13 protein-coding genes and 1 pseudogene are annotated in these 19783 nt (G+C 71.8%); 10 read left to right on the plus strand and 4 right to left on the minus strand.

Annotated features, from left to right (window positions below):
- Positions 1-178: 178 nt before the first annotated feature.
- Positions 179-1843: a DEAD/DEAH box helicase gene (locus tag ACH4VO_RS20100; protein WP_360996154.1), complete on the plus strand. Its 1665-nt coding sequence runs from the start codon at positions 179-181 to the stop codon at positions 1841-1843.
- A gap of 49 nt (positions 1844-1892) precedes the next feature.
- Here the strand turns inward: ACH4VO_RS20100 and ACH4VO_RS20105 are convergent, their stop codons facing one another.
- Both ACH4VO_RS20105 and ACH4VO_RS20110 read right to left on the minus strand, forming a co-directional pair.
- Entirely contained in the window at positions 1893-3065 is a 1173-nt protein-coding gene (locus tag ACH4VO_RS20105; protein ID WP_360996157.1) for an ankyrin repeat domain-containing protein, read from the minus strand.
- Positions 3066-3100: 35 nt separating this feature from the next.
- Positions 3101-4033, minus strand: a complete 933-nt coding sequence (locus ACH4VO_RS20110) for a hypothetical protein (RefSeq protein WP_360996159.1) — start codon at positions 4031-4033, stop codon at positions 3101-3103.
- A gap of 312 nt (positions 4034-4345) precedes the next feature.
- On the opposite strand from ACH4VO_RS20110, the gene ACH4VO_RS20115 reads away from it, so the two are divergent.
- Positions 4346-5122 (plus strand): serine protease, encoded by a 777-nt coding sequence (locus ACH4VO_RS20115; protein WP_360996162.1) that lies wholly within the window; start codon positions 4346-4348, stop codon positions 5120-5122.
- A 117-nt stretch (positions 5123-5239) separates the two neighbouring features.
- Here ACH4VO_RS20115 and ACH4VO_RS20120 read toward each other — a convergent pair whose 3' ends face one another.
- Positions 5240-7045: a beta-galactosidase family protein gene (locus ACH4VO_RS20120; protein WP_360996165.1), complete on the minus strand. Its 1806-nt coding sequence runs from the start codon at positions 7043-7045 to the stop codon at positions 5240-5242.
- A 124-nt stretch (positions 7046-7169) separates the two neighbouring features.
- On the opposite strand from ACH4VO_RS20120, the gene ACH4VO_RS20125 reads away from it, so the two are divergent.
- The 7 genes from ACH4VO_RS20125 (at position 7170) to ACH4VO_RS20155 (ending at position 17712) form a co-directional block, all read left to right on the plus strand.
- A complete protein-coding gene (locus ACH4VO_RS20125; RefSeq protein WP_360996167.1) occupies positions 7170-8048 on the plus strand; it encodes an AraC family transcriptional regulator in 879 nt (292 codons plus the stop codon).
- Positions 8049-8092: 44 nt separating this feature from the next.
- Positions 8093-8428 (plus strand): chorismate mutase, encoded by a 336-nt coding sequence (locus tag ACH4VO_RS20130; protein ID WP_360996169.1) that lies wholly within the window; start codon positions 8093-8095, stop codon positions 8426-8428.
- Positions 8429-8874: 446 nt separating this feature from the next.
- Positions 8875-11433, plus strand: coding sequence for an aminopeptidase N (pepN, locus tag ACH4VO_RS20135; protein ID WP_360996172.1), 2559 nt, complete (start codon positions 8875-8877; stop codon positions 11431-11433).
- 236 nt (positions 11434-11669) lie between these two features.
- Positions 11670-13067: a pyridoxal-dependent decarboxylase gene (locus ACH4VO_RS20140; RefSeq protein ID WP_360996174.1), complete on the plus strand. Its 1398-nt coding sequence runs from the start codon at positions 11670-11672 to the stop codon at positions 13065-13067.
- On the plus strand, positions 13064-14470 hold the full coding sequence (locus tag ACH4VO_RS20145; RefSeq protein ID WP_360996177.1) for a SidA/IucD/PvdA family monooxygenase: 1407 nt from the start codon (positions 13064-13066) through the stop codon (positions 14468-14470). The genes ACH4VO_RS20140 and ACH4VO_RS20145 overlap by 4 nt, the downstream gene beginning before the upstream one ends.
- A gap of 405 nt (positions 14471-14875) precedes the next feature.
- Positions 14876-16198 (plus strand): prolyl oligopeptidase family serine peptidase, encoded by a 1323-nt coding sequence (locus tag ACH4VO_RS20150; protein WP_360996180.1) that lies wholly within the window; start codon positions 14876-14878, stop codon positions 16196-16198.
- 47 nt (positions 16199-16245) lie between these two features.
- On the plus strand, positions 16246-17712 hold the full coding sequence (locus tag ACH4VO_RS20155) for a serine aminopeptidase domain-containing protein (RefSeq protein WP_360996183.1): 1467 nt from the start codon (positions 16246-16248) through the stop codon (positions 17710-17712).
- A gap of 68 nt (positions 17713-17780) precedes the next feature.
- Here ACH4VO_RS20155 and ACH4VO_RS20160 read toward each other — a convergent pair.
- Positions 17781-18108: pseudogene (locus tag ACH4VO_RS20160) on the minus strand (transposase family protein); the annotation flags it as partial.
- Positions 18109-18330: 222 nt separating this feature from the next.
- Here ACH4VO_RS20160 and ACH4VO_RS20165 point away from each other — a divergent pair.
- Positions 18331-19647, plus strand: a complete 1317-nt coding sequence (locus tag ACH4VO_RS20165; RefSeq protein WP_360996186.1) for a lipase family protein — start codon at positions 18331-18333, stop codon at positions 19645-19647.
- The last annotated feature ends 136 nt before the right edge of the window (positions 19648-19783 follow it).

Consider the following 19783-nt stretch of genomic DNA (forward strand, 5'->3'; position numbering starts at 1 on the left):
TCGCAGCCGGGGCCCGCACCGAGAAGGTGCGGGCCCCGGTTTGTGCTGTTCCCGGCTCACCCTCCCGGTTCGCTCCGTTTCCGGGACACCTGCTCTGTGCTTGCATCCTGGGGCGCACATCAAGCAGTCCGCAGCAGTCGGCAGTGACCCCAGGAATCCCCCAGGAGGGCACTTCCGTATGACCCGCTCCGAACGCCAGGACCGACCGACCCGCAACCGCCCCGCACGGGGACGCGGAACGGACCGGGTGCAGGCGAACCCCCGAGGAACCGGCAAGGCACCGGCCCGGCGCAAGCCCGCGGCCCAGCAGGGCGGCGAATTCGCCCTTCCGGAGACCACGACCCCCGCACTGCCCGGCGTCGAGGCGTTCGCCGACCTGGACATGCCCGCCGCGCTGCTGAAGACCCTCACCGCGCAGGGCGTCACCGATCCCTTCCCGATCCAGGGCGCCACCCTGCCGAACTCGCTGGCGGGCCGGGACATCCTCGGCCGCGGCCGCACCGGCTCCGGCAAGACCCTCGCCTTCGGCCTGGCGCTCCTGGCCCGTACCGCCGGCCGCCGCTCCGAGCCGCACGCCCCGCTGGGCCTGGTCCTCGTACCCACCCGCGAGCTGGCCCAGCAGGTGACCGACGCGCTGACGCCGTACGCGACCTCCGTCAACCTGCGGGTGGCCACCGTCGTGGGCGGCATGTCCATCAGCAGGCAGTCCGGGGCCCTGCGCCGCGGCGCCGAGGTGCTCGTCGCCACCCCCGGGCGGCTCAAGGACCTCATCGAGCGCGGTGACTGCCGGCTCGACGAGGTCGCGATCACCGTCCTGGACGAGGCTGACCAGATGGCGGACATGGGCTTCATGCCGCAGGTCGTCGCCCTGCTCAAGCAGGTCGAGCCGGACGGGCAGCGGATGCTGTTCTCGGCGACCCTCGACAAGAACATCGACCGGCTGGTCAAGATGTTCCTCACCGACCCGGTCGTCCACTCGGTCGACCCGTCCGCCGGTGCCGTCACCACCATGGAGCACCACGTGCTGCACGTGGCGGACGAGACGGACAAGAAGGCCGTCGCCACCCGCATCGCCGCCCGTGACGGGCGGGTGATCATGTTCGTGGACACCAAGCGCGCGGCCGACCGCTTCGCCAAGCGGCTCCTGGCCAGTGGCGTGCGGGCCGCCGCACTGCACGGCGGCCGGTCCCAGCCGCAGCGCAACCGGACCCTGGACCAGTTCAAGACCGGGCAGGTCACCGCGCTCGTCGCGACGAACGTGGCGGCCCGGGGCATCCACATCGACGACCTCGACCTGGTCGTCAACGTGGACCCGCCGACCGACCACAAGGACTACCTCCACCGCGGCGGGCGTACGGCGCGCGCCGGTGAGTCCGGCAGCGTCGTCACGCTGGTACTGCCCGAGGAGAAGCGGGAGATGACCCGGCTGATGGCCGACGCGGGCATCGCGCCCCGCACCACCCGGATCAAGTCCAGCGACGAGGAGCTCTCCCGGATCACGGGTGCCCGCGAGCCGTCGGGCATAGCGGTCGTCATCGAGGTGCCGCAGCCGACGCAGCCCAAGCCGCGCACGCGCGGCGGCGGTTCGGCCGCGGGCACGGGCGGCACCGTCCGTTCGGGCAGCCGGGGCCGCGGACGGCGTGGCGGTTCCGGTACGGGTACGGGCACCGCAGCGCAGGGAGCCGGCGCCACGCGTGGCGGCGCCGGCGGCGGAGCGGCACGCGGCGGCGCCGGGCGCGGCAGTGCGGGCGGCGCGGGCGCGTCCGGCCGCGGCGCCGGGGCCGGCCGGGCCGGTGGCACCGGACGCGGCAGCGCGCCCGGACGCGGACGCCGGGCCGCCTGACGGCGGACTCCCGGTGCGGCGGCCGGCCACGGCCGGCCGCCGCACCCGGTCAGCGGGCCCCGGACGGCCCCTCGTTCGCGGAACGGTCGGCCAGGTCCTCGTCCGCGGAACGGTTCGCCAGACCCTTGTACTGGCCCAGGGCCTGCCGCGCACGGGCGGCCACCGCCGGGTCCACCGGCCCGCGCGCCGGTTCGCCCGCCGGCCGGGGCGCCGGCACACCCCCCGGCTCCTGTGCCAGCTCCCGCAGCAACGGCACGGCCCGCGCGGCGAACGGCTTCCCACCCTCACGGAAGCCGAGCCGCGCGAGCACGTCCACGCCGAGTACCCGGCGCAACGGATCGCCGCCCGCCGTCCACGCGGCCGCCGCCTGGAACGTCTCCTCGTCGCCGCGCTCCCACAGCGTCCCGACGACCACCAGCCAGTCCTGCGAACCCGGGTCCCCGTGGCGCAGCGCCCGTGCGGCCAGCTCCTCGAACGGGGCCCGCAGACCCAGTTCGTTCTCCAGCAGCGTCGCGATCGCGCCGTGCCCCGTCTGCCGGTCCACCGACGCGTACGGCTCACCGTCCCGGAGCAGTTCGGCGGTGACCGTGACCCCGCCGTCCACCGGCGTACGGCGCACCCGGGCGTCGTCGGCCACGTCCCCGTACATCGCGCGCAGGGTCTCGCGCAGTTCCCCCTCCACGTCCGTCGTGCGCCGGGCCTCCTCCAGCGCCCGCGTCAGATCACGGGCGCCGTGGCGGAGCAGCACCCGAACCGTGGGCACCGAGCCGCGCCGGGCCGCGACCAGCAGCGGGGACTCGTCCTGCGGGCCCGGCAGGTCCGGGTCCGCCCCGTGCGCGAGCAGGATCTCCGCGACCCGCGCGTGGCCCAGCCCGACCGCCCACCGCAACGCCGTGAAACCGAATTCCTCGCGCAGACCGGGGTCCGCCCCGGCGGCCAGGAGCGCCTCGACGACCTCGGCGTGACCCCCGCACGCAGCCCCGCACAACGGCAGGTCACCCCCGCCCGGGCCGCTCGCCCGGTTCGGGTCCGCGCCGGCCGCGAGCAGGAGCCGGACCGTGCGGGGCAGGTCCTGCACGGACGCCAGGTACAGCGCGGTGGTCCCCTCCTCGTCGCACGACTCGGCGGACGCCCCCGCGCGCAGCGCCCGTAGGACGGCGTTGTCATCCTCGTACAGGGCATCGAGGAGGCTGCGCGCGCCTTCGGCCGGACCGTCCGTCATGGTCCAACCCTACGGCGGCCCCTGTATCCGCCGTCTCAGGTGTCGCACTCCAGGACCGTGCCGCACAGCCCGCACCGGGCGCGCACCCGGCCCCGGACGGGCACCCGGATGCGCTGGTGGCAGGTGGGGCAGGCGAAGGAGACCCGCAGGCCGGTGGCGTCACCCTCGAACGTGTACGGGACGGCGGGGTCCTGGCGGGCGCCCGGGTCTTCGCGGGCCCGGCGCCGGTCCTTCGCGTACCGGTGACGTCCCGCCCACCCGGCGGCGGTCAGCGGCGGCCGGCGCAGGTCGCGCAGGGCCTGCTCCCGGCCCCGGGTGTACGCCGTGTACGCCTGCGGGCTGGTGAACCAGACGGACGGGTCCTCACCGAAGAGCAGGGCACGCTTGGCCAGGACGTAACCGAACTCCTCCGGGGTGAGGTATCCGAGCTTCTGGCTGGAGTCCGCGTCCTGACGGAAGGCGTCCAGCAGGAGCCAGCCCGCGCCGAGATAGGCCGTCACCGTGTCGGTGAGGATCTCGTTGTCCCCGGTCCCCGGGAACTCCAGCCCCAGCCGGTGCAGCAGGACATGGGTGATCTCGTGGGCCAGTGCGGCCCCGATGTCCCTGCGGTGCGTGCGGAAGCGGTCGTTGAGCTCGACGAAGTACTCGGGACCCGCGGTCAGTTCCACGGCGGCGGCGTGCTCCATCGGCCGGAAACCGACGATGACGCGTGCCTCCGGCAGGCGCAGGTGGTGCACCAGGGCGTGGGCCACCCGCTGCGCTCCGAGGTGCAGGTCGTCGACGTCGGAGAAGGCGGCGTCGGCCGGGACGAGGCTGGTGGCGTACCGGGCCACACCGTCGGGAGAGATGCGCCGGTAAAGCGCGGTGATCGCGGAGCGGACGGTGTCCAGATGCGGGAACCCGCGGACAACCGGACCGCTGCCGCTTCCGCCGTCCGGCGCGTCACGCACGCCGTTCACGTCATTCATCTCCGGACCCCCGTCGATGACGCCCGATGGACCTTCACTGTAGGGGGACACGCGGGGGAGAAGGCGGGTTGACCGCTCCAGGATCTTGGCCGGAAAACCGGCCTTGTGGAATCGGAGAGCACTTCCCGATAATCGGACCGTCCTTGTCGGGGACATGCTCAGTTCCTCGTGTGCTGGCACCCCGAACCGGAGCCGTACGCCCGCACATCAGCACGCCCGCACATCAGCACCTCCGCACGCCTGCACATCAGCACCTCCGCACGCCTGCACCAGCACCCCCCACCGTTCCCCCAGACGAAAGCAGGCAGTCAGTTGAAGCAGCTTCTGCGCGCGCTCAAAAGGTGTTCCGTCATAGCCGCGGTGGCCCTCGCCACGATCAGCCTCCAACCCTCCGGCGCCTCGGCGGCCCCCACCCCCGTCGTCGGCGGCACCCGCGCCGCCCAGGGTGAATTCCCCTTCATGGTCCGGCTCTCCATGGGCTGCGGCGGCGCGCTCTACGCCCCGAACATCGTGCTCACCGCAGCGCACTGCGTGAGCGGATCCGGCAACAACACCTCCATCACCGCCACGACGGGCGTCGTCGACCTACAGTCGGCCGGCGCCGTCAAGGTCCGCTCCACCAAGGTCCTCCAGGCCCCCGGCTACAACGGAACGGGCAAGGACTGGGCCCTGATCAAGCTCGCCCAGCCGATCAACCAGCCCACCCTGAAGATCGCCACCACCACCGCCTACGACTCGGGCACCTTCACCATCGCCGGCTGGGGCGCGGCCACCGAAGGCGGGGGCCAGCAGCGCTACCTGCTGAAGGCGACGGTCCCCTACGTCTCCGACTCCGTCTGCCAGCAGTCCTACGGCAGCGACCTCGTCCCCGGCGAGGAGATCTGCGCCGGATACGTGAGCACCGGCGGCGTGGACACCTGCCAGGGCGACTCCGGCGGCCCCATGTTCCGTAAGGACAACGCCGGAGCGTGGATCCAGGTCGGCATCGTCAGCTGGGGCGAGGGCTGTGCCCGCGCCGGCTATCCCGGGGTGTACACCCAGGTCTCGACCTTCGCCTCCGCCATCGCCTCCGCGGCTGCGACGCTCTGAACCGGGCGGGACCGTCCGCGTAGGCCGCGACCCTTCATATCGGCCGAGACCGTTCGCATCGGGCGCGACTGTCGGAACCGGCCGCGGCTGTCCGAACCCGGCCGCACCCGCCCCGGATCATCCCTGCGCCACCCCGGGGGTGCCCGCCCTGACGGGCGCCCCCGGGCCCAGCTCCACGTACGGGGCCCCCGCCTCCTCCAGCTCCAGCACCCACACCTCGTTGGCGCCGTCGCGGAGGACCGGGCCCGGGACATACAGCGTCAGCTGCGGCCCCGCCGACCGGTAGCGACCCAGGCAGAAACCGTTCACCCAGACGAACCCCTCAGCCCAGCCGGGGAGTTCCAGGCCCGCGTGATCCGCCTCCGCCACCCCCGCCAGGTCGAAGACCCCCCGGAACAGACCTGTCGGCCCCGCCTCCCCGACCCCGCCGAACCGCAGCCCCGCCACCGCCCCCGGCGCCTCGAAGGCATCCAGCCGCAGCGCCCGGGCCCGCACCCCGTGCAGGAACTGCCGCTCGTGCAGCACCCCGACCGTGATGCCCTTCGGCTCACCCAGCCGCGGCCCGTAGTTCACCCGGCCCAGCGACTGCACCCACAGCTCCACCTCCGCGGGACCCGCGACCGGCGCCTCCAGCGTGGGCTCCTCCTCGGTCAGCACCCCCGCCCGGACCCCGTCCACGTACACCACGGCCCGGTCCCGCAATCCCGCCGCACGCAGCGGATACGGCTGCCGCGTGCCGGGCACCCCCACCCGGTAGCGCACCACACCCCGGTCCACCCCCAGCTCCTCGAACGTGGGCGGCACCCCCGACTCCGGCCCCTCCGGATCACCCAACGCCTCCAGCACACCCGCCAACGGCACCCCCTGCGTCAGCTCCACCCGCACCCGCGCACCCAGCCCCACCGGCTCCTTCGGCAGGCCCGGCAGCGGACCGACCCCGTACTCGGCCAGCACCGAGCGCATCCGCCAGAACTTCTCCGTCGGCCGCCCGTACTCGTCGACGGGCGCGTCGTAGTCGTACGACGTCACCGTCCCCGCCAGCGCCTCGTCCTGCAGCGGACCGGAACGGTTCGCCCCCGCCCAGCCGCCGAAGTTCGTCCCCCCGTGGGCCATGTACACATTCACCGAAGCCCCGCACTCCAGGATCTCCCGCAAGGCGTCCGCCGCCTCCGCCGGATCACGCACGACAGGCGCCGCCCCCCAGTGCTCGAACCATCCGCACCAGAACTCCATGCACATCAGCGGCCCGCGCGGCCGGTGACGGCGCACCACCTCGAACGCCTCGCGCGCCCCCGAACCGAAGTTCACCGTGGCCGGTACACCCGGCACCGAACCACCCGACAGCATGTGATCCTCCGGACCGTCCGACGTGAACAGCGGCACCGTCACCCCGCACCGGCGCAGCAACCCCGCCAGCTCCTCCAGGTGCACCGCGTCGGAGCCGTAACTCCCGTACTCGTTCTCCACCTGCACCATGACCACCGGGCCGCCCACCGTGACCTGCCGCCGCACCACCTGCGGAAGCAGCTCGGCGAACCACCGCTCCACCGCCGCCGTGTACCCCGCGTCCCGCGTCCGCACCCGGCGGCCGAACCGCCCCGTCACCCACACCGGCAGGCCCCCGTTCTCCCACTCGGCGCAGATGTACGGGCCGGGCCGCACGATCGCCATCAGCCCGGCCCGCCCCGCCGCGTCCAGGAAGCGGCCCAGCGCGCCCACGTCCCGGAAGGCGCCCTCCCGCGGCTCGTGCAGATTCCACGGCACGTACGTCTCCACACAGTTCAGGCCCATCGCCCGCAGCATCGCCAACCGGTGCCCCCACTGCCCCTCATGCACACGGAAGTAGTGCAGCGCCCCCGACAACAGGCGCACAGGGCTGCCGTCCCTCCGGAAACCGTCATCGTCCACGGTGAATTCAGCCATCGCCCCGTACGCTCCTCTGCGCCCATCCAATGCCGGGCTCCAGCCTCGCCCTCTGGTGCCCGAGCCGTCCATGGATAAAGATCACTCCTGCTTGGACGCAGCACCGACAGGAGGTGGAAGGCCGATGTACCACACCTGGATGCGCTTCTTCACACCCAGCCCGCACCACCACCGGCTCGGACTCGCCTGCCTCGGCGTCGGCCTCCAGCACGGCGCCCTGCCCACCGTCGGACCGCGCACCCTCGACCACCACGTCGCCGTCCTCATCAACGCCGGCAGCGGCTGGTTCCACACGACCGACGGCCGCCGGACCGCCGTCACCGCGCCCAGCCTCATCTGGCTCACCCCCGGCACCCCCCACCACTACGGCGCCGACCCCACCGGCTGGGACGAGAGCTTCGTCGACTTCACCGGACCCGCCACCACCACCTACACCGAACTCGGCTACATCGAGCCCGAACGCCCCCTCGTCCCCCTCACCGACACCTCCGGCCCACGCGCCGCCGTCAGCCGCATCGTGCGCGCCGCACACCGGGGCAACCCCCTCCTGGACGTCGAAGCGGGCGCAGCCGTCCACGAACTCCTCGTATCCCTGCGCCGGGCACGAGCCGACACCGGACCCGACGGGGACTCCGTACTCAAAGCCCTGGCCCGCGACGCCTGCCGCCCCCTCTCCGTCGCCGAACACGCCGCCCGCCACCACATGACGCCCGCCGAACTGCGCACCGCGGTCCGGCGCGGAGCCGGCTGCAGCCCCAAGGACTACCTGCTCAGCATCAGACTCGGCCGCGCCAAGGAACTCCTCGCCGCCACCGACCTCCCCGTCGCCGCCGTCGCCCGACGCGTGGGCTACGACGACCCCGCCTACTTCTCCCGGTTGTTCGCCCGCCGCGTCGGCACCGCCCCGGTCCGCTTCCGCGAACAACAGGGCCACAGCGTCCCCGGCGGCTGGAGCGACCGCATCCCCGACCCCGACCACCCACCGATGATCACACCCCCGTAACCCGGGCCCCGCACCCCTCCACCGAGGCCGTAAGCTCGCTGCCCATGACCACGAGCGACATCGACGCGGCCGTCACCGCCGAGCTGAACCGACTGCGCGAGAGCATCGACAACATCGACGCCGCAGTCGTCCACATGCTCGCCGAACGGTTCAAGGCCACCCAGCAGGTGGGCCACCTCAAGGCCGCCCACCAGCTCCCGCCGGCCGACCCGGCCCGCGAAGCCCGCCAGATCGCCCGGCTGCGGCAGCTCGCCGAAAGCGCCAAGCTCGACCCCGCATTCGCCGAGAAACTCCTGAACTTCATCGTCGCCGAGGTCATCCGCCACCACGAGCGCATCGCCGAGGAAACCACCGGCGACCACCCGGCCCCCCACGCCTGACCTCCCGGCCCGCACCCCTCGGCCGATCCCGGTGCGCACCGCTCGCTCGATCCCGGTGTGTACCTCTCGGCCGGCCCGGCCCGTACCGCTCGGCAGACCCCGCCGCGGCACCCCCGCCTCACCAGGGCGGGCCGGACCCTCGCCCCGGGCCGGCCCGCCGGCCCGCCGGCCCCGGACCGGCCCACCGGACCACTGCCTCACCGGCCGCCGACCACCACCCCTGACCGGCCCCCGACCGGTCCGCCCGGCCATGCTTCCGGGCCGGTCCACCGGTCACGCCCCCAGGGCCGGTCCGCCCGGCCATGGCCCCCGCCCGGCCCACAGGTGCCCCGCCCCGGGCCGGCGCACCGCACCGACCACACCCGACGGGCACGCCGCGGCAGGACCTGCCCCGCCTACGAGAACCCCCCTGCACAGCGCCCCACCCGTACGGCAGCATGGGCGCCATGTCCGTACTGACGCGCAACGAAGCGCAGACCCGCGCCCAACTCCTCGACGTACACCGGTACACGATCGACCTCGATCTGACCACGGGAGAGGACACCTTCGACTCCCGCACCGTCATCCGGTTCACCGCGCACCACACCGGAGACACCTTCGTCGAGCTCAAGCCGGAGACCCTGCGCTCGCTCAGCCTCGACGGACAGCCCCTCGACCCCACCGCCCTCGCCGGCAACCGCTACCCGCTCACCGCACTGACCCCCGGCCCCCACGAGCTGCGCGTCGACACCACCATGCGCTACTCCCGCACCGGCGAAGGCATGCACCGCTTCACCGACCCCGCCGACGGGCACACCTACGTCTACACCCAACTCTTCATGGACGACGTCCAACGCGTCTTCGCCGCCTTCGACCAGCCCGACCTCAAAGCGGTCTTCGACCTCACGGTCACCGCACCCGAAGAGTGGACCGTCCTCGGCAACGGCACCGCCACCCGCGCTCCCGACGGCCACTGGACCATCGCCCCCACCCCACCGATCTCCACCTACCTCGTCGCCGTCGCCGCAGGCCCCTGGCACTCCGTGACCACCCACCACGCCGGCCTCCCCTTCGGCATCCACTGCCGCCGCTCACTCGCCCCCCACCTCGACACCGACGCCGACGAGATCCTCACCATCACCCGCGCCTGCTACGACCGCTACCACCAGAAATTCGACGAGCCCTACCCCTTCGACTCCTACGACCAGGCCTTCGTCCCCGAATTCAACGCCGGCGCCATGGAAAACCCCGGACTCGTCACCTTCCGCGACGAATTCATCTACCGCTCCGCCGTCACCGACACCGAACGCCAGACCCGCGCCATGGTCATCGCCCACGAAATGGCCCACATGTGGTTCGGCGACCTCGTCACCCTCACCTGGTGGGACGACATCTGGCTCAACGAGTCCTTCGCCGAATACATGGGCTACCAGACCCTCACCGAAGCCACCCGCTTCACCGACACCTGGGTCGACTTCGGCGTCGTCCGCAAGGGCTGGGGCTACGACGCCGACCAACGCCCCTCCACCCACCCCGTCGCCCCCGACCCCGACGCCGTCCCCGACACCGCCTCCGCGCTCCTCAACTTCGACGGCATCTCCTACGCCAAGGGCGCCTCCGCCCTACGCCAACTCGTCACCTGGCTCGGCGAAGAAGACTTCCTCACCGGCATCAACACCCACTTCGCCCGCCACAAGTTCGCCAACGCCACCCTCGCCGACTTCATCGACAACCTCGCCTCCGCCACCGACCGCGACGTCCACACCTGGGCCGCCACCTGGCTCCGCACCACCGGCATCGACACCCTCACCGCCCACGTCGAAGCAACCCCCCGCACCTGGACGCTCACCGTCGACCACCACGGCACCCGCCCCCACCGCATCGCCGTCGGCACCTACGACCACAGCCTCGACACCCAGTCCGGCGCCGGCCAACTCGTCCTGCGCGACCGCTTCGAACTCGACGTCCCCCCGACCGGCACCGGCACCCCCACCACCCGGCCCGGCCTCCGCCCCGCCCTCGTCGTCCTCAACGACAACGACCTCACCTACGCCAAGATCCGCCTCGACCCCACCTCATGGGACACCGTCCTCACCGGCCTCTCCCACATCCCCGACCCCCTCACCCGGGCCCTCCTCTGGAACACCGCCCGCGACATGGTCCGCGACGGCCAACTCCACCCCACCGCCTACCTCACCGCCGCCCGCACCCACCTCCCCCACGAAACCGACCTCGCCCTCCTCCACGGCGTCCTCGGCTTCGCCGCCACCCACATCACCGACCGCTACCTCACCCCCCACGACCGCCCGGCAGCCCTCGCGACCCTCACCAGCCTCTGCCGCGACCTCCTACGCCGCACCGAAGGCCTCACCGCCAAGGACTGGGAACACACCCCCGACCCCACCCACCCCACCAACCCCGCCCCCGGCCTCCGCCTCACCGCCGTACGCCACTTCATCGACGCCGCCACCCAGCCCGACACCATCCAGGACTGGCTCGACCAGGGCACCGTCCCCGGCGGACCCGAACTCGATCCCGAACTCCGCTGGCGCATCCTCACCCGCCTCGCCGTCCTCGGCGCCACCGACGACACCACCATCACCCGCGCACTCCACGACGACCCCAGCGCCACCGGACAGGAAGGCGCCGCCCGCTGCCGCGCCGCCCTCCCCACCCCTCAGGCCAAAGAAGCCGCCTGGCAGGCCATGTTCACCGACGACACACTCTCCACCTACCTCTTCACCGCCACCGCCCAAGGCTTCTGGCAACCCGAACAGAGCGAACTCACCCACGACTACATCGCCCGTTACTACCCCGACGCCACCGCACTCGCCGCACGCCGCGGCCCCGCCATCGCCGAAGCCGCCGGACGCCACGCCTTCCCCACCCACGCCGTCGACCCCCACACCCTCCAACTCGGCACCGACACCCTCCACGACCCCACCCTCACCCCCGCCCTCCGCCGCGGACTCACCGACCAACTCGACGACCTCCGCCGCGCCCTCGCCGTACGCAACGCCCACTGACCCACCCGCGCGCCACCCCTACCGCACCCGCACCCGTGCCCGGCCCCCCGACACCCCGAGGGCCGGGCACAGCCGTACGAACCCCGCACGCCCATACCAGCCCCCCGCCCCCCACCCCACCCACACCGCACAGCAGTACCCCTTTCGGGTCCCAATCGTTGGGCTCTTCGGCCGAACCCCCCGCACACCGGACAGGCTGACACCACCACCCCGCGCACCCGAAGGACCACACCACCATGCCCACCCCGCCCCTCGCCGGAGGAACCGCAGGCCCCACCCACCTGCGCCCCCTCCTCGACACCGTCCTCACCGCCCTCCACCACGGAGCCACCCGCCGCAACGGCCCCCTCCCCGCAGGCGGCCCCACCACCGTCACCCAGCACCTGCACGACGCCACCCACCCCCTCATCCCCGACCACGGCACCGGCGCCCACCACGCCCTGCGCACCCTCGTCACCGCACTCGCCGAAGGCGCCGCCGACCCCGCACACCCCCACTGCGCCGCCCACCTCCACACCCCTCCCCTCGCCCTCGCCGCAGCAGCCGACCTCGCCGCCTCAGCCCTCAACCCCTCCATGGACTCCTGGGACCAGGCCCCCGCCGCCTCCGCCCTCGAAACCACCCTCACCACCGCACTCGCCACCGAGATCTACCCCCACGCCCCCCGACCCGACGCCCTCATCACCACCGGAGGAACCGAAGCCAACCAACTCGCCCTCCTCCTCGCCCGCGAACGCCACGGCCCCGTACAGACCATCTGCGCCGCCAACGCCCACCACAGCATCACCCGCGCCGCCTGGCTCCTCGGCCTCCCCCGACCCGTCGTCCTCCCCGCCCCCACCGGCGTCATGGACCCCACCGCCCTCCACGACGCCCTCACCCGCCTCGACGGCCCCCTCCTCGTCACCGCCACCGCAGGCACCACCGACACCGGAGACATCGACCCCCTCACCCACATCGCCGACCTCACCACCACCCACGGCGCCGACCTCCACATCGACGCCGCCTACGGCGGCCCCCTCCTCTTCAGCCCCACCCACCGCACCAAACTCGCCGGCCTCCACCGCGCCCACAGCGTCACCCTCGACCTGCACAAACTCGGCTGGCAACCCGCATCAGCCGGCATCCTCGCCGTCCCCCACCACCACGACCTCGACGCACTCCACCACCACGCCCACTACCTCAACGCCGACGACGACACCGACGCAGGCCTCCCCGACCTCCTCGGCCGCTCCCTCCGCACCACCCGACGCCCCGACGCCCTCAAAATCGCCGTCACCCTCAAAGCACTCGGCCGCGACGGACTCGCCGACCTCATCGACCGCACCCTCACCGCCGCCCACCACCTCGCCCGCATCATCACCGAAACCCCCACCCTCCAGCTCTACGCCCACCCCACCATCAGCACCGTCCTCTTCCGCCCCACCGACGCCGACGACACCACCGTCGCCACCATCCGCCGCACCCTCCTCACCCAAGGCCACGCCGTACTCGGCCGCGCCCACGCCCACGGCCGGCTCTGGCTCAAAGCGACCCTCCTCAACCCCCACACCACCCCCCAGGACCTCCACCGCCTCACCACCCTCGTCACCCACACCGCCGCCACCCTCACCGAAGGAAGCACCCCCCGATGACCGACCGGCCCACCCCCCGCCCCGACCGGCCGCACGACCTCATCGGCATCGGCATCGGACCCTTCAACCTCTCCCTCGCCGCCCTCGCCCACACCACCCCCCACCCCCTCACCACCGCCTTCTACGAACAGAACCCCGCCTTCCACTGGCACCCCGGCCTCCTCATCGACGGCGCCACCCTCCAAGTCCCCTTCCTCGCCGACCTCGTCACCCTCGCCGACCCCACCAGCCCCTGGACCTTCCTCAACTACCTACGCACCCGACAACGCCTCTACCCCTTCTACTTCGCCGAGCGCTTCCACACCCACCGCACCGAATACGACGCCTACTGCCGCTGGGTCAGCCACCAACTCCCCACCGTCCACTTCAGCCACCAGGTCGACACCATCCGCTGGAACCCCGACCGCTCCCACTTCGAAGTCGACTACACCCAACTCGACACCCACGGAGAAGCCGAAGCACTCGGCCGCGCCCACACCCGCCACATCGCCCTCGGCATCGGCACCGAACCCTTCATCCCCGAACCCCTACGCCCCCTCGCCACCGCACCCACCACCCCCGTCATCCACTCCGCCGACTACCTCCACCACCGCGACAACCTCCTCCACGCCGACCACATCACCGTCATCGGATCCGGCCAGTCCGGCGCCGAGATCTTCCTCGACCTCCTCCGCGCCCGCCCCCTGGGGGCCGAACGCATCCACTGGCTCGCCCGCACCCCCGCCTTCGCACCCATGGAGTACTCAAAACTCGGCCTCGAACACTTCACCCCCGACTACACCCGCTACTTCCACGCACTCCCCGAAGCCGTACGCGACACCCTCGTCCCCAGCCAATGGCAACTCCACAAAGGCATCGACACCGACACCATCACCGCCATCCACGACGAGCTCTACCGCCGCACCCTCCACGGAGGATGGCCCGACGCCACCCTCACCCCCGGCGTCCACGTCCGCACCGCCGGCAGAATCTCCGGCACACGCATCGAACTCCACCTCGAACACACCCAACAAGGCACCCGCACCCGCCTCACCACCGACGCCGTCGTCCTCGCCACCGGCTACCGCGAACGCCCCCTCGACACCCTCCTCACCCCCCTCACCCCCCACATCCGCCGCGACGCCGCCGCACGCCCCCGCATCGACGAGACCTACCGCCTCGACCTCGACCCCGCCATCACCGGCCACATCTACGTACAGAACGCCGAACGCCACACCCACGGCGTCGGCGCACCCGACCTCGGCCTCGCCGCCTGGCGCAGCGCCACCATCCTCAACGACCTCACCGGCACCAATCCCTACCCCCTCCCACCCCGCACCGCCTTCACCACCTTCGGCCTCACCCCCCACCACCAACCGCACATCCCCGACCAGAACACCGGCCCCCACTCCCTCAGCCACTGAACACACAACGGCGGCCACCCCCCCCACCGGAGAACAGCCGCCACCTCCGACCCACCCAGCCGGGCACCGCACCCCCGGCCCCTGCTCACGCACGCACCCACTGGCTCCCCACGGCAGCCAACCCGCCTCGACCGCGAAATCCGGCGCACAGCCGACACGAGAAGCAGACCCCCGGCCCGCCACCCACCCACCCGACAAGCCCGGACAGCCCACCAGTTGAACCGCCCGACCACCCCCGCACGCCGCACCCCATCGCACCGGTCACCCGCATGAGCGCCCTGAAGAGCAGGCCGCCTACCGCTGGCTTACGTTCATTCCGACCCCGGCACACTTCCTCGCGCCTGCAGCCGGCCGGACCACCCCCGCCCGGCAGGCCGGAACACGACGGAGAGCAGGTACCCACCGATGCTCAGGAATGCGATAGCCACCCTCGGGATCCTGGCTCTGGCGGCAGGCGCCGCCGGCTGCGGTCTCACCACCCCCACCCCGGCCCCCCAGCAGACGCAACCGAGACCGCAGGCGGCCCCGCAGCCCGATCACACAGGGGACACCACCTTCTACGACTACCCCGACCAGGCCCTCATCGACCGGACCTCGCCGGGCGGGATCCTCAGGTCACAACCACTCCCGGCACCCGCATCGTCCCTGCTGGGATCCGCCGTCTCCCGGGCAGAACGCATCATGTACCGCACCGCCGACGAGCGCGGCAGGCCCGTCGCCGCCACAGGAGTCCTCCTGCTCCCCAAGGCCGCACCCAAGGAAGCCGACGGCTGGCCGATCATCTCCTGGGCACACGGCACCACCGGAGTAGGCCCCGAATGCGCACCCTCCCGGTCCACACACCTCGGCGGAACGGTCCCCCTCCTCGTGAAGTGGCTCCGAGAGGGATACGCCATCGCCGCCGCCGACTACCCCGGCCTCGGCCCCAACGGCAAAGTCCACGGATACCTCCACCTGCGCGCCGAGGGCCGGTCCGTCGCCCACGCCGCGCTGGCGGCGCACAACGCCTACCGGAACACCGTCAGCAAGAAGTGGTTCGCCGTAGGCATCTCCCAAGGCGGCCAAGCCGCCCTGGGCGCCGGCGAAGAGGCCGCACAGGCGAAGGGGATGCGCTTCCTCGGCACGGCAGCCCTCGCCCCCGCCGCCCACCACGCCGCAGCGCTGAGAAGCGCGGTGGCCAAGCAATCCAGCGGCGCATCCCTCGAGGGATACCGCAATCTGTTCTCCTACATCGCCGTCGGCGCCCACGTCTACGACCCGAAGAAGTTCGCCTACGAGGACCTGCTGACGCCCGAACTCGCCGAACAGATCGCCCAGCCCGCCGTCCGTGACCTCTGCCTGGACGAACTCGACGGCTACCTGCAGATCTTCGCACCGGAGAAGAAGACGCACGGCACACTCAACCCGGACTGGGAAACCAGGAACCCGGCGATCAGCACGTTCCTGAACTCAGTGAACCCGGCACAGAAGACCTCGGCCGGCCCCGTCCTCGTACTGCAAGGTGACGCCGACCCCGTGGTCTCCCCGGCCGGCACCCGACAGCTGATCACCGAACTCTGCGCCAAGGACGACAGCGTCGACTGGAAGACGTACCCAGGCGTCGGCCACGCAGACGTGGCGATCGCCGGCCTGGACGACCTCGGCACATGGATGAACGACCGACTCAGGGGCACCCAGCCCAACGACCGCTGCCGACCGGCCGGATCCTCCCCGACACAGGGCAAGTGACGCTTTCGGCGCCCGGACAACCCGGGCGCCGACCACAGGGAGACCGCATGCGCACACACCACAGCACCAGCACGCCGGCACCGGACCACGGCACGACCACCGAAGCACCCACCGGCACCACCCCCCGGCCGCACCGGACACGCCACACGCTGACCAGCGTCACGCTGGCCCTCCTCGCATTACTCACCACCTCCCCAGCAGCCGCCGCACCCGCCCAGGCACCAGGCGGGGACACCTCCTTCGCCTACCCGAGCGCCGAACGACTCACCACCGTCCGCCCCGGCGAACTCCTGGCGAGCGAGCCACTCGACACCACCCGGACACTGCGCGACGCGTCCACCCGCCGACTGCGCATCATGTACGGCTCACAAGGACCGCACGACCAGCCGGTCGCCGTCACAGGCTTCCTGCTCACCCCACGCGGCACCGCCCCCCGCACAGGCTGGCCGGTCGTCGCATGGGCACACGGCACAGCAGGGGTGGGACCCGACTGCGCCCCGTCCCGCCACCCCAACCTCTACCCCTCCGACTACCAGGTGTACGAGGACCTCATCGCACGTCTCCTGCACGACGGCTACGCCGTCGTCGGCACCGACTACCCCGGACTGGGCATCCCCGGACAACTGCACAGCTACCTCCAGATCGACCCCGAACGCCATGCCGTCATCGACAGCGTGACAGCCGCACGCCACAGCGCCCCCGAACTCGGACGGCAATGGTTCGCCATGGGCCACTCCCAGGGCGGACAGGCAGCCCTCGGCGCCGGCGAAGCAGCCACCGACCGGCAGCCCGCACTGAACTACCTCGGCACCATCGCCCTCGCACCCGCAAGCCACGCCGCCGAGGGCGCCGACATCCTCAGCCTCCCGCAGTTCCGCGTACCGTTCCCCGGCTGGTCCGACGCCGCCGCCTACCTGCTCTACCAGGCGGTGAGCGCCAGCCGACTCGATCCCCAGCACATCAGCCCCACGGACCTGCTCTCGCCCCAACTCGCCCGCCACCTCCCCGAAGCCGAACGAATGTGCCTGGACCAACTGAGCACCCGCCTCGCCAGGACCACCGACATCCGCGCCCTCGTCAATCCGGACTGGAGCCGCAATCACGCGCTGCAACGCTTCTATGCCGACGGCGAGCCCGCGCAACGGCGCTCATCAGGACCGATCCTGCTCCTCCAGGGGACGAAAGACCTCTCCGTGACCCCGGCCGCGACCAACCGGCTCGACTACGAACTGTGCGAACTCGGCGACCCAGTGCAGTACCGCCTCTTCCCGGGCGCGGACCACGACACCCTGCCGATCCGGGCATTCCCCGACATCGCACGCTGGATGAGCGACCGGCTCGCCCGACGACAGGCACCCGACACCTGCCCACCACGGCACACCACCGCGGCGCGGGCGCTGGCCGCCACCGGCACGTCCCCAGCCCTGCGCTGGACCACCGCCCTCAGCATCGCCAGCCTCGCCCTGGGTGCCACCATCATGGCCCTGACACGCCGCCGAGGCCCCCGCGGGTGACCCGCACCAGTCCCCGGCCCGCCCAGGCCACCGGACAGCCGACCACCCGAACGACGCCCTGGCGGGCCACCGCCGCGGTTGGCCGGCGGTCTACGGACCTGGATGTCAGTGGCGTCCAGCCTCAACTCGATGCCTTCGGCCCGGGCACAGGCGAACACGTCCGTCAGCGCCCGAGGACGAAGGCCGGGGCGGTCGGGGGACCGCGCACCCCCGCTCGGCCAGGAGGTGACGCATCTCCCCGATCGCGCGGATGACGGTGGAGCGGTCGACGCCGAACAACAGGCCCAGGACCGAGTGCGGCAGATCATGACGCAGCTGGGTCAGCGTGGTCACCAGCCGGTCGACGAACACCAGCTGGTGACGGGCGTCGACACCCGCAGCCCGCTTCCTGGCCCCGCAAGCCCAACCAGCCTGACCAGTACCCCAGTTGAACCGGCGAGCCCCCGGCCCAACAGGCAGACCCACACTGGGTCACCCGCATGAGCGCCCCGGCGAGCCGGGTGCCTGCCACGAAATTACGTACATTCCGACCCGGCACCCCCTCTCGCACCTGCGCCGACCCGACCCCTCCCACTGTCACAGGTGCGAACACCACCGAGAGAGAACAGGCCCCCCCCGATGCGCAGGAAAGCGACAGCCGTACTCAGCCTGCTGGCCCTCGCCACCGCCCCCGTCGGCTGCGGCCTCAGCACCCACACCCCACCCACCCCCCGGACCCAGCCGAAACCCCAGGCAGCCCCCCAGCCCGACCACTCGGAGGACACCTTCTACGACTACCCCGACCAGGCACGCATCGACCGGGCAGCGCCCGGCGAGATCCTGAAGTCGCAGAAAATACCCACCCCGCCGACATCCCTGCTGACATCCGACGTCTCCCAGGCACAACGCATCATGTACCGCACCGCGGACGAGCACGACAACCCCGTCGCGGCAACAGGATTCCTCCTCCTGCCCAAGACCCCACCCAAGGACCCCGACGGCTGGCCCCTCATCTCATGGGCACACGGCGCCACCGGAGTAGGACCCCAGTGCGCACCCTCACGGACCACCAACCTCGGCGGTATGACCCCCCTGATGGCGAGCTGGCTACGGCAGGGCTTCGCCGTCGTCGCCGCCGACTATCCCGGCCTCGGCCCCAACGGCAAGCTCCACGCCTTCGTCAACCTGCGCGCAGAGGGCCACTCCGTCGCCCACGCCGCACTGGCGGCACGCAACGCCAACAGGGGAGCGGTGAGCAGGAAATGGTTCGCCGTAGGCCTCTCCCAAGGCGGCCACGCCGCCCTGGGCGCCGGCGAACAAGCCGCCGAGGCCGAGGACATGCACTTCCTCGGCACCGCGGCATTCGCCCCCGCCGCTCACCAGACCGCCTCGCTGAGAAACGCAGTCGACAAACAGAACCGCGGTCTCTCCCTCGAAGGATTCCGCGGACTCCTCGCCTACACCGCCGTCAGCGCACACGTCTACAACCCGAAGAAATTCCCGTACGACGACATGCTGTCCCCCGGATTCGCCAAAGAAATTGCCGAACCAGCAGTCCACAATCTCTGCCTGGACGAGATCGACGAGTACCTCACGCTCTTCGCACCGGAGAAGAAAACCAGCACACTCAACCCCAACTGGGAAACGAAGAACCCCGCTCTCAAAAAGCTCCTCGACTCCATGAACCCGGCACAGCGCAGATCCTCCGGACCCATCCTGGTGCTGCAGGGCGAGGACGACAAAGTCGTCCTCCCGGAGAGCACCACGCAACTCATCACCGAACTCTGCGCCAAGAAGGACAGCGTCGACTGGAAAAGCTACCCCGGCGTCGATCACCTGGGCGTAGCCACCGCAGGCCAGCACGACCTCATCACCTGGATGAACAACCGGCTGGAGGACACCCGGCCCACCAACCGCTGCCGGCCCTCCGAAACCAACCCGACCCAGGGCAAGTGACCACGCGGGCGCCCCGGAACCCCCGGGCGCCCGCACGAGAAACCACAGAACAGCGGGGCTCCCGGCCCACCGGACGGCTCGACCACCCGAACCACGCCGCAGCGGTCACGCACCGAGGTGAACCTCGGCCACCCGA

The organism is Streptomyces sp. NPDC020780 (assembly GCF_044334475.1).
Taxonomy (GTDB): domain Bacteria; phylum Actinomycetota; class Actinomycetes; order Streptomycetales; family Streptomycetaceae; genus Streptomyces.

Coding starts and splice junctions, on each gene's coding strand:
- ACH4VO_RS20130 (WP_360996169.1), top strand. CDS start 8,093: ATGACCACGAGCGACATCGACGCGGCCGTCACCGCCGAGCTGAACCGA.
- ACH4VO_RS20125 (WP_360996167.1), top strand. CDS start 7,170: ATGTACCACACCTGGATGCGCTTCTTCACACCCAGCCCGCACCACCAC.
- ACH4VO_RS20110 (WP_360996159.1), bottom strand. CDS start 4,033: ATGAATGACGTGAACGGCGTGCGTGACGCGCCGGACGGCGGAAGCGGC.
- ACH4VO_RS20155 (WP_360996183.1), top strand. CDS start 16,246: ATGCGCACACACCACAGCACCAGCACGCCGGCACCGGACCACGGCACG.
- ACH4VO_RS20140 (WP_360996174.1), top strand. CDS start 11,670: ATGCCCACCCCGCCCCTCGCCGGAGGAACCGCAGGCCCCACCCACCTG.
- pepN (WP_360996172.1), top strand. CDS start 8,875: ATGTCCGTACTGACGCGCAACGAAGCGCAGACCCGCGCCCAACTCCTC.
- ACH4VO_RS20105 (WP_360996157.1), bottom strand. CDS start 3,065: ATGACGGACGGTCCGGCCGAAGGCGCGCGCAGCCTCCTCGATGCCCTG.
- ACH4VO_RS20120 (WP_360996165.1), bottom strand. CDS start 7,045: ATGGCTGAATTCACCGTGGACGATGACGGTTTCCGGAGGGACGGCAGC.
- ACH4VO_RS20150 (WP_360996180.1), top strand. CDS start 14,876: ATGCTCAGGAATGCGATAGCCACCCTCGGGATCCTGGCTCTGGCGGCA.
- ACH4VO_RS20100 (WP_360996154.1), top strand. CDS start 179: ATGACCCGCTCCGAACGCCAGGACCGACCGACCCGCAACCGCCCCGCA.
- ACH4VO_RS20165 (WP_360996186.1), top strand. CDS start 18,331: ATGCGCAGGAAAGCGACAGCCGTACTCAGCCTGCTGGCCCTCGCCACC.
- ACH4VO_RS20145 (WP_360996177.1), top strand. CDS start 13,064: ATGACCGACCGGCCCACCCCCCGCCCCGACCGGCCGCACGACCTCATC.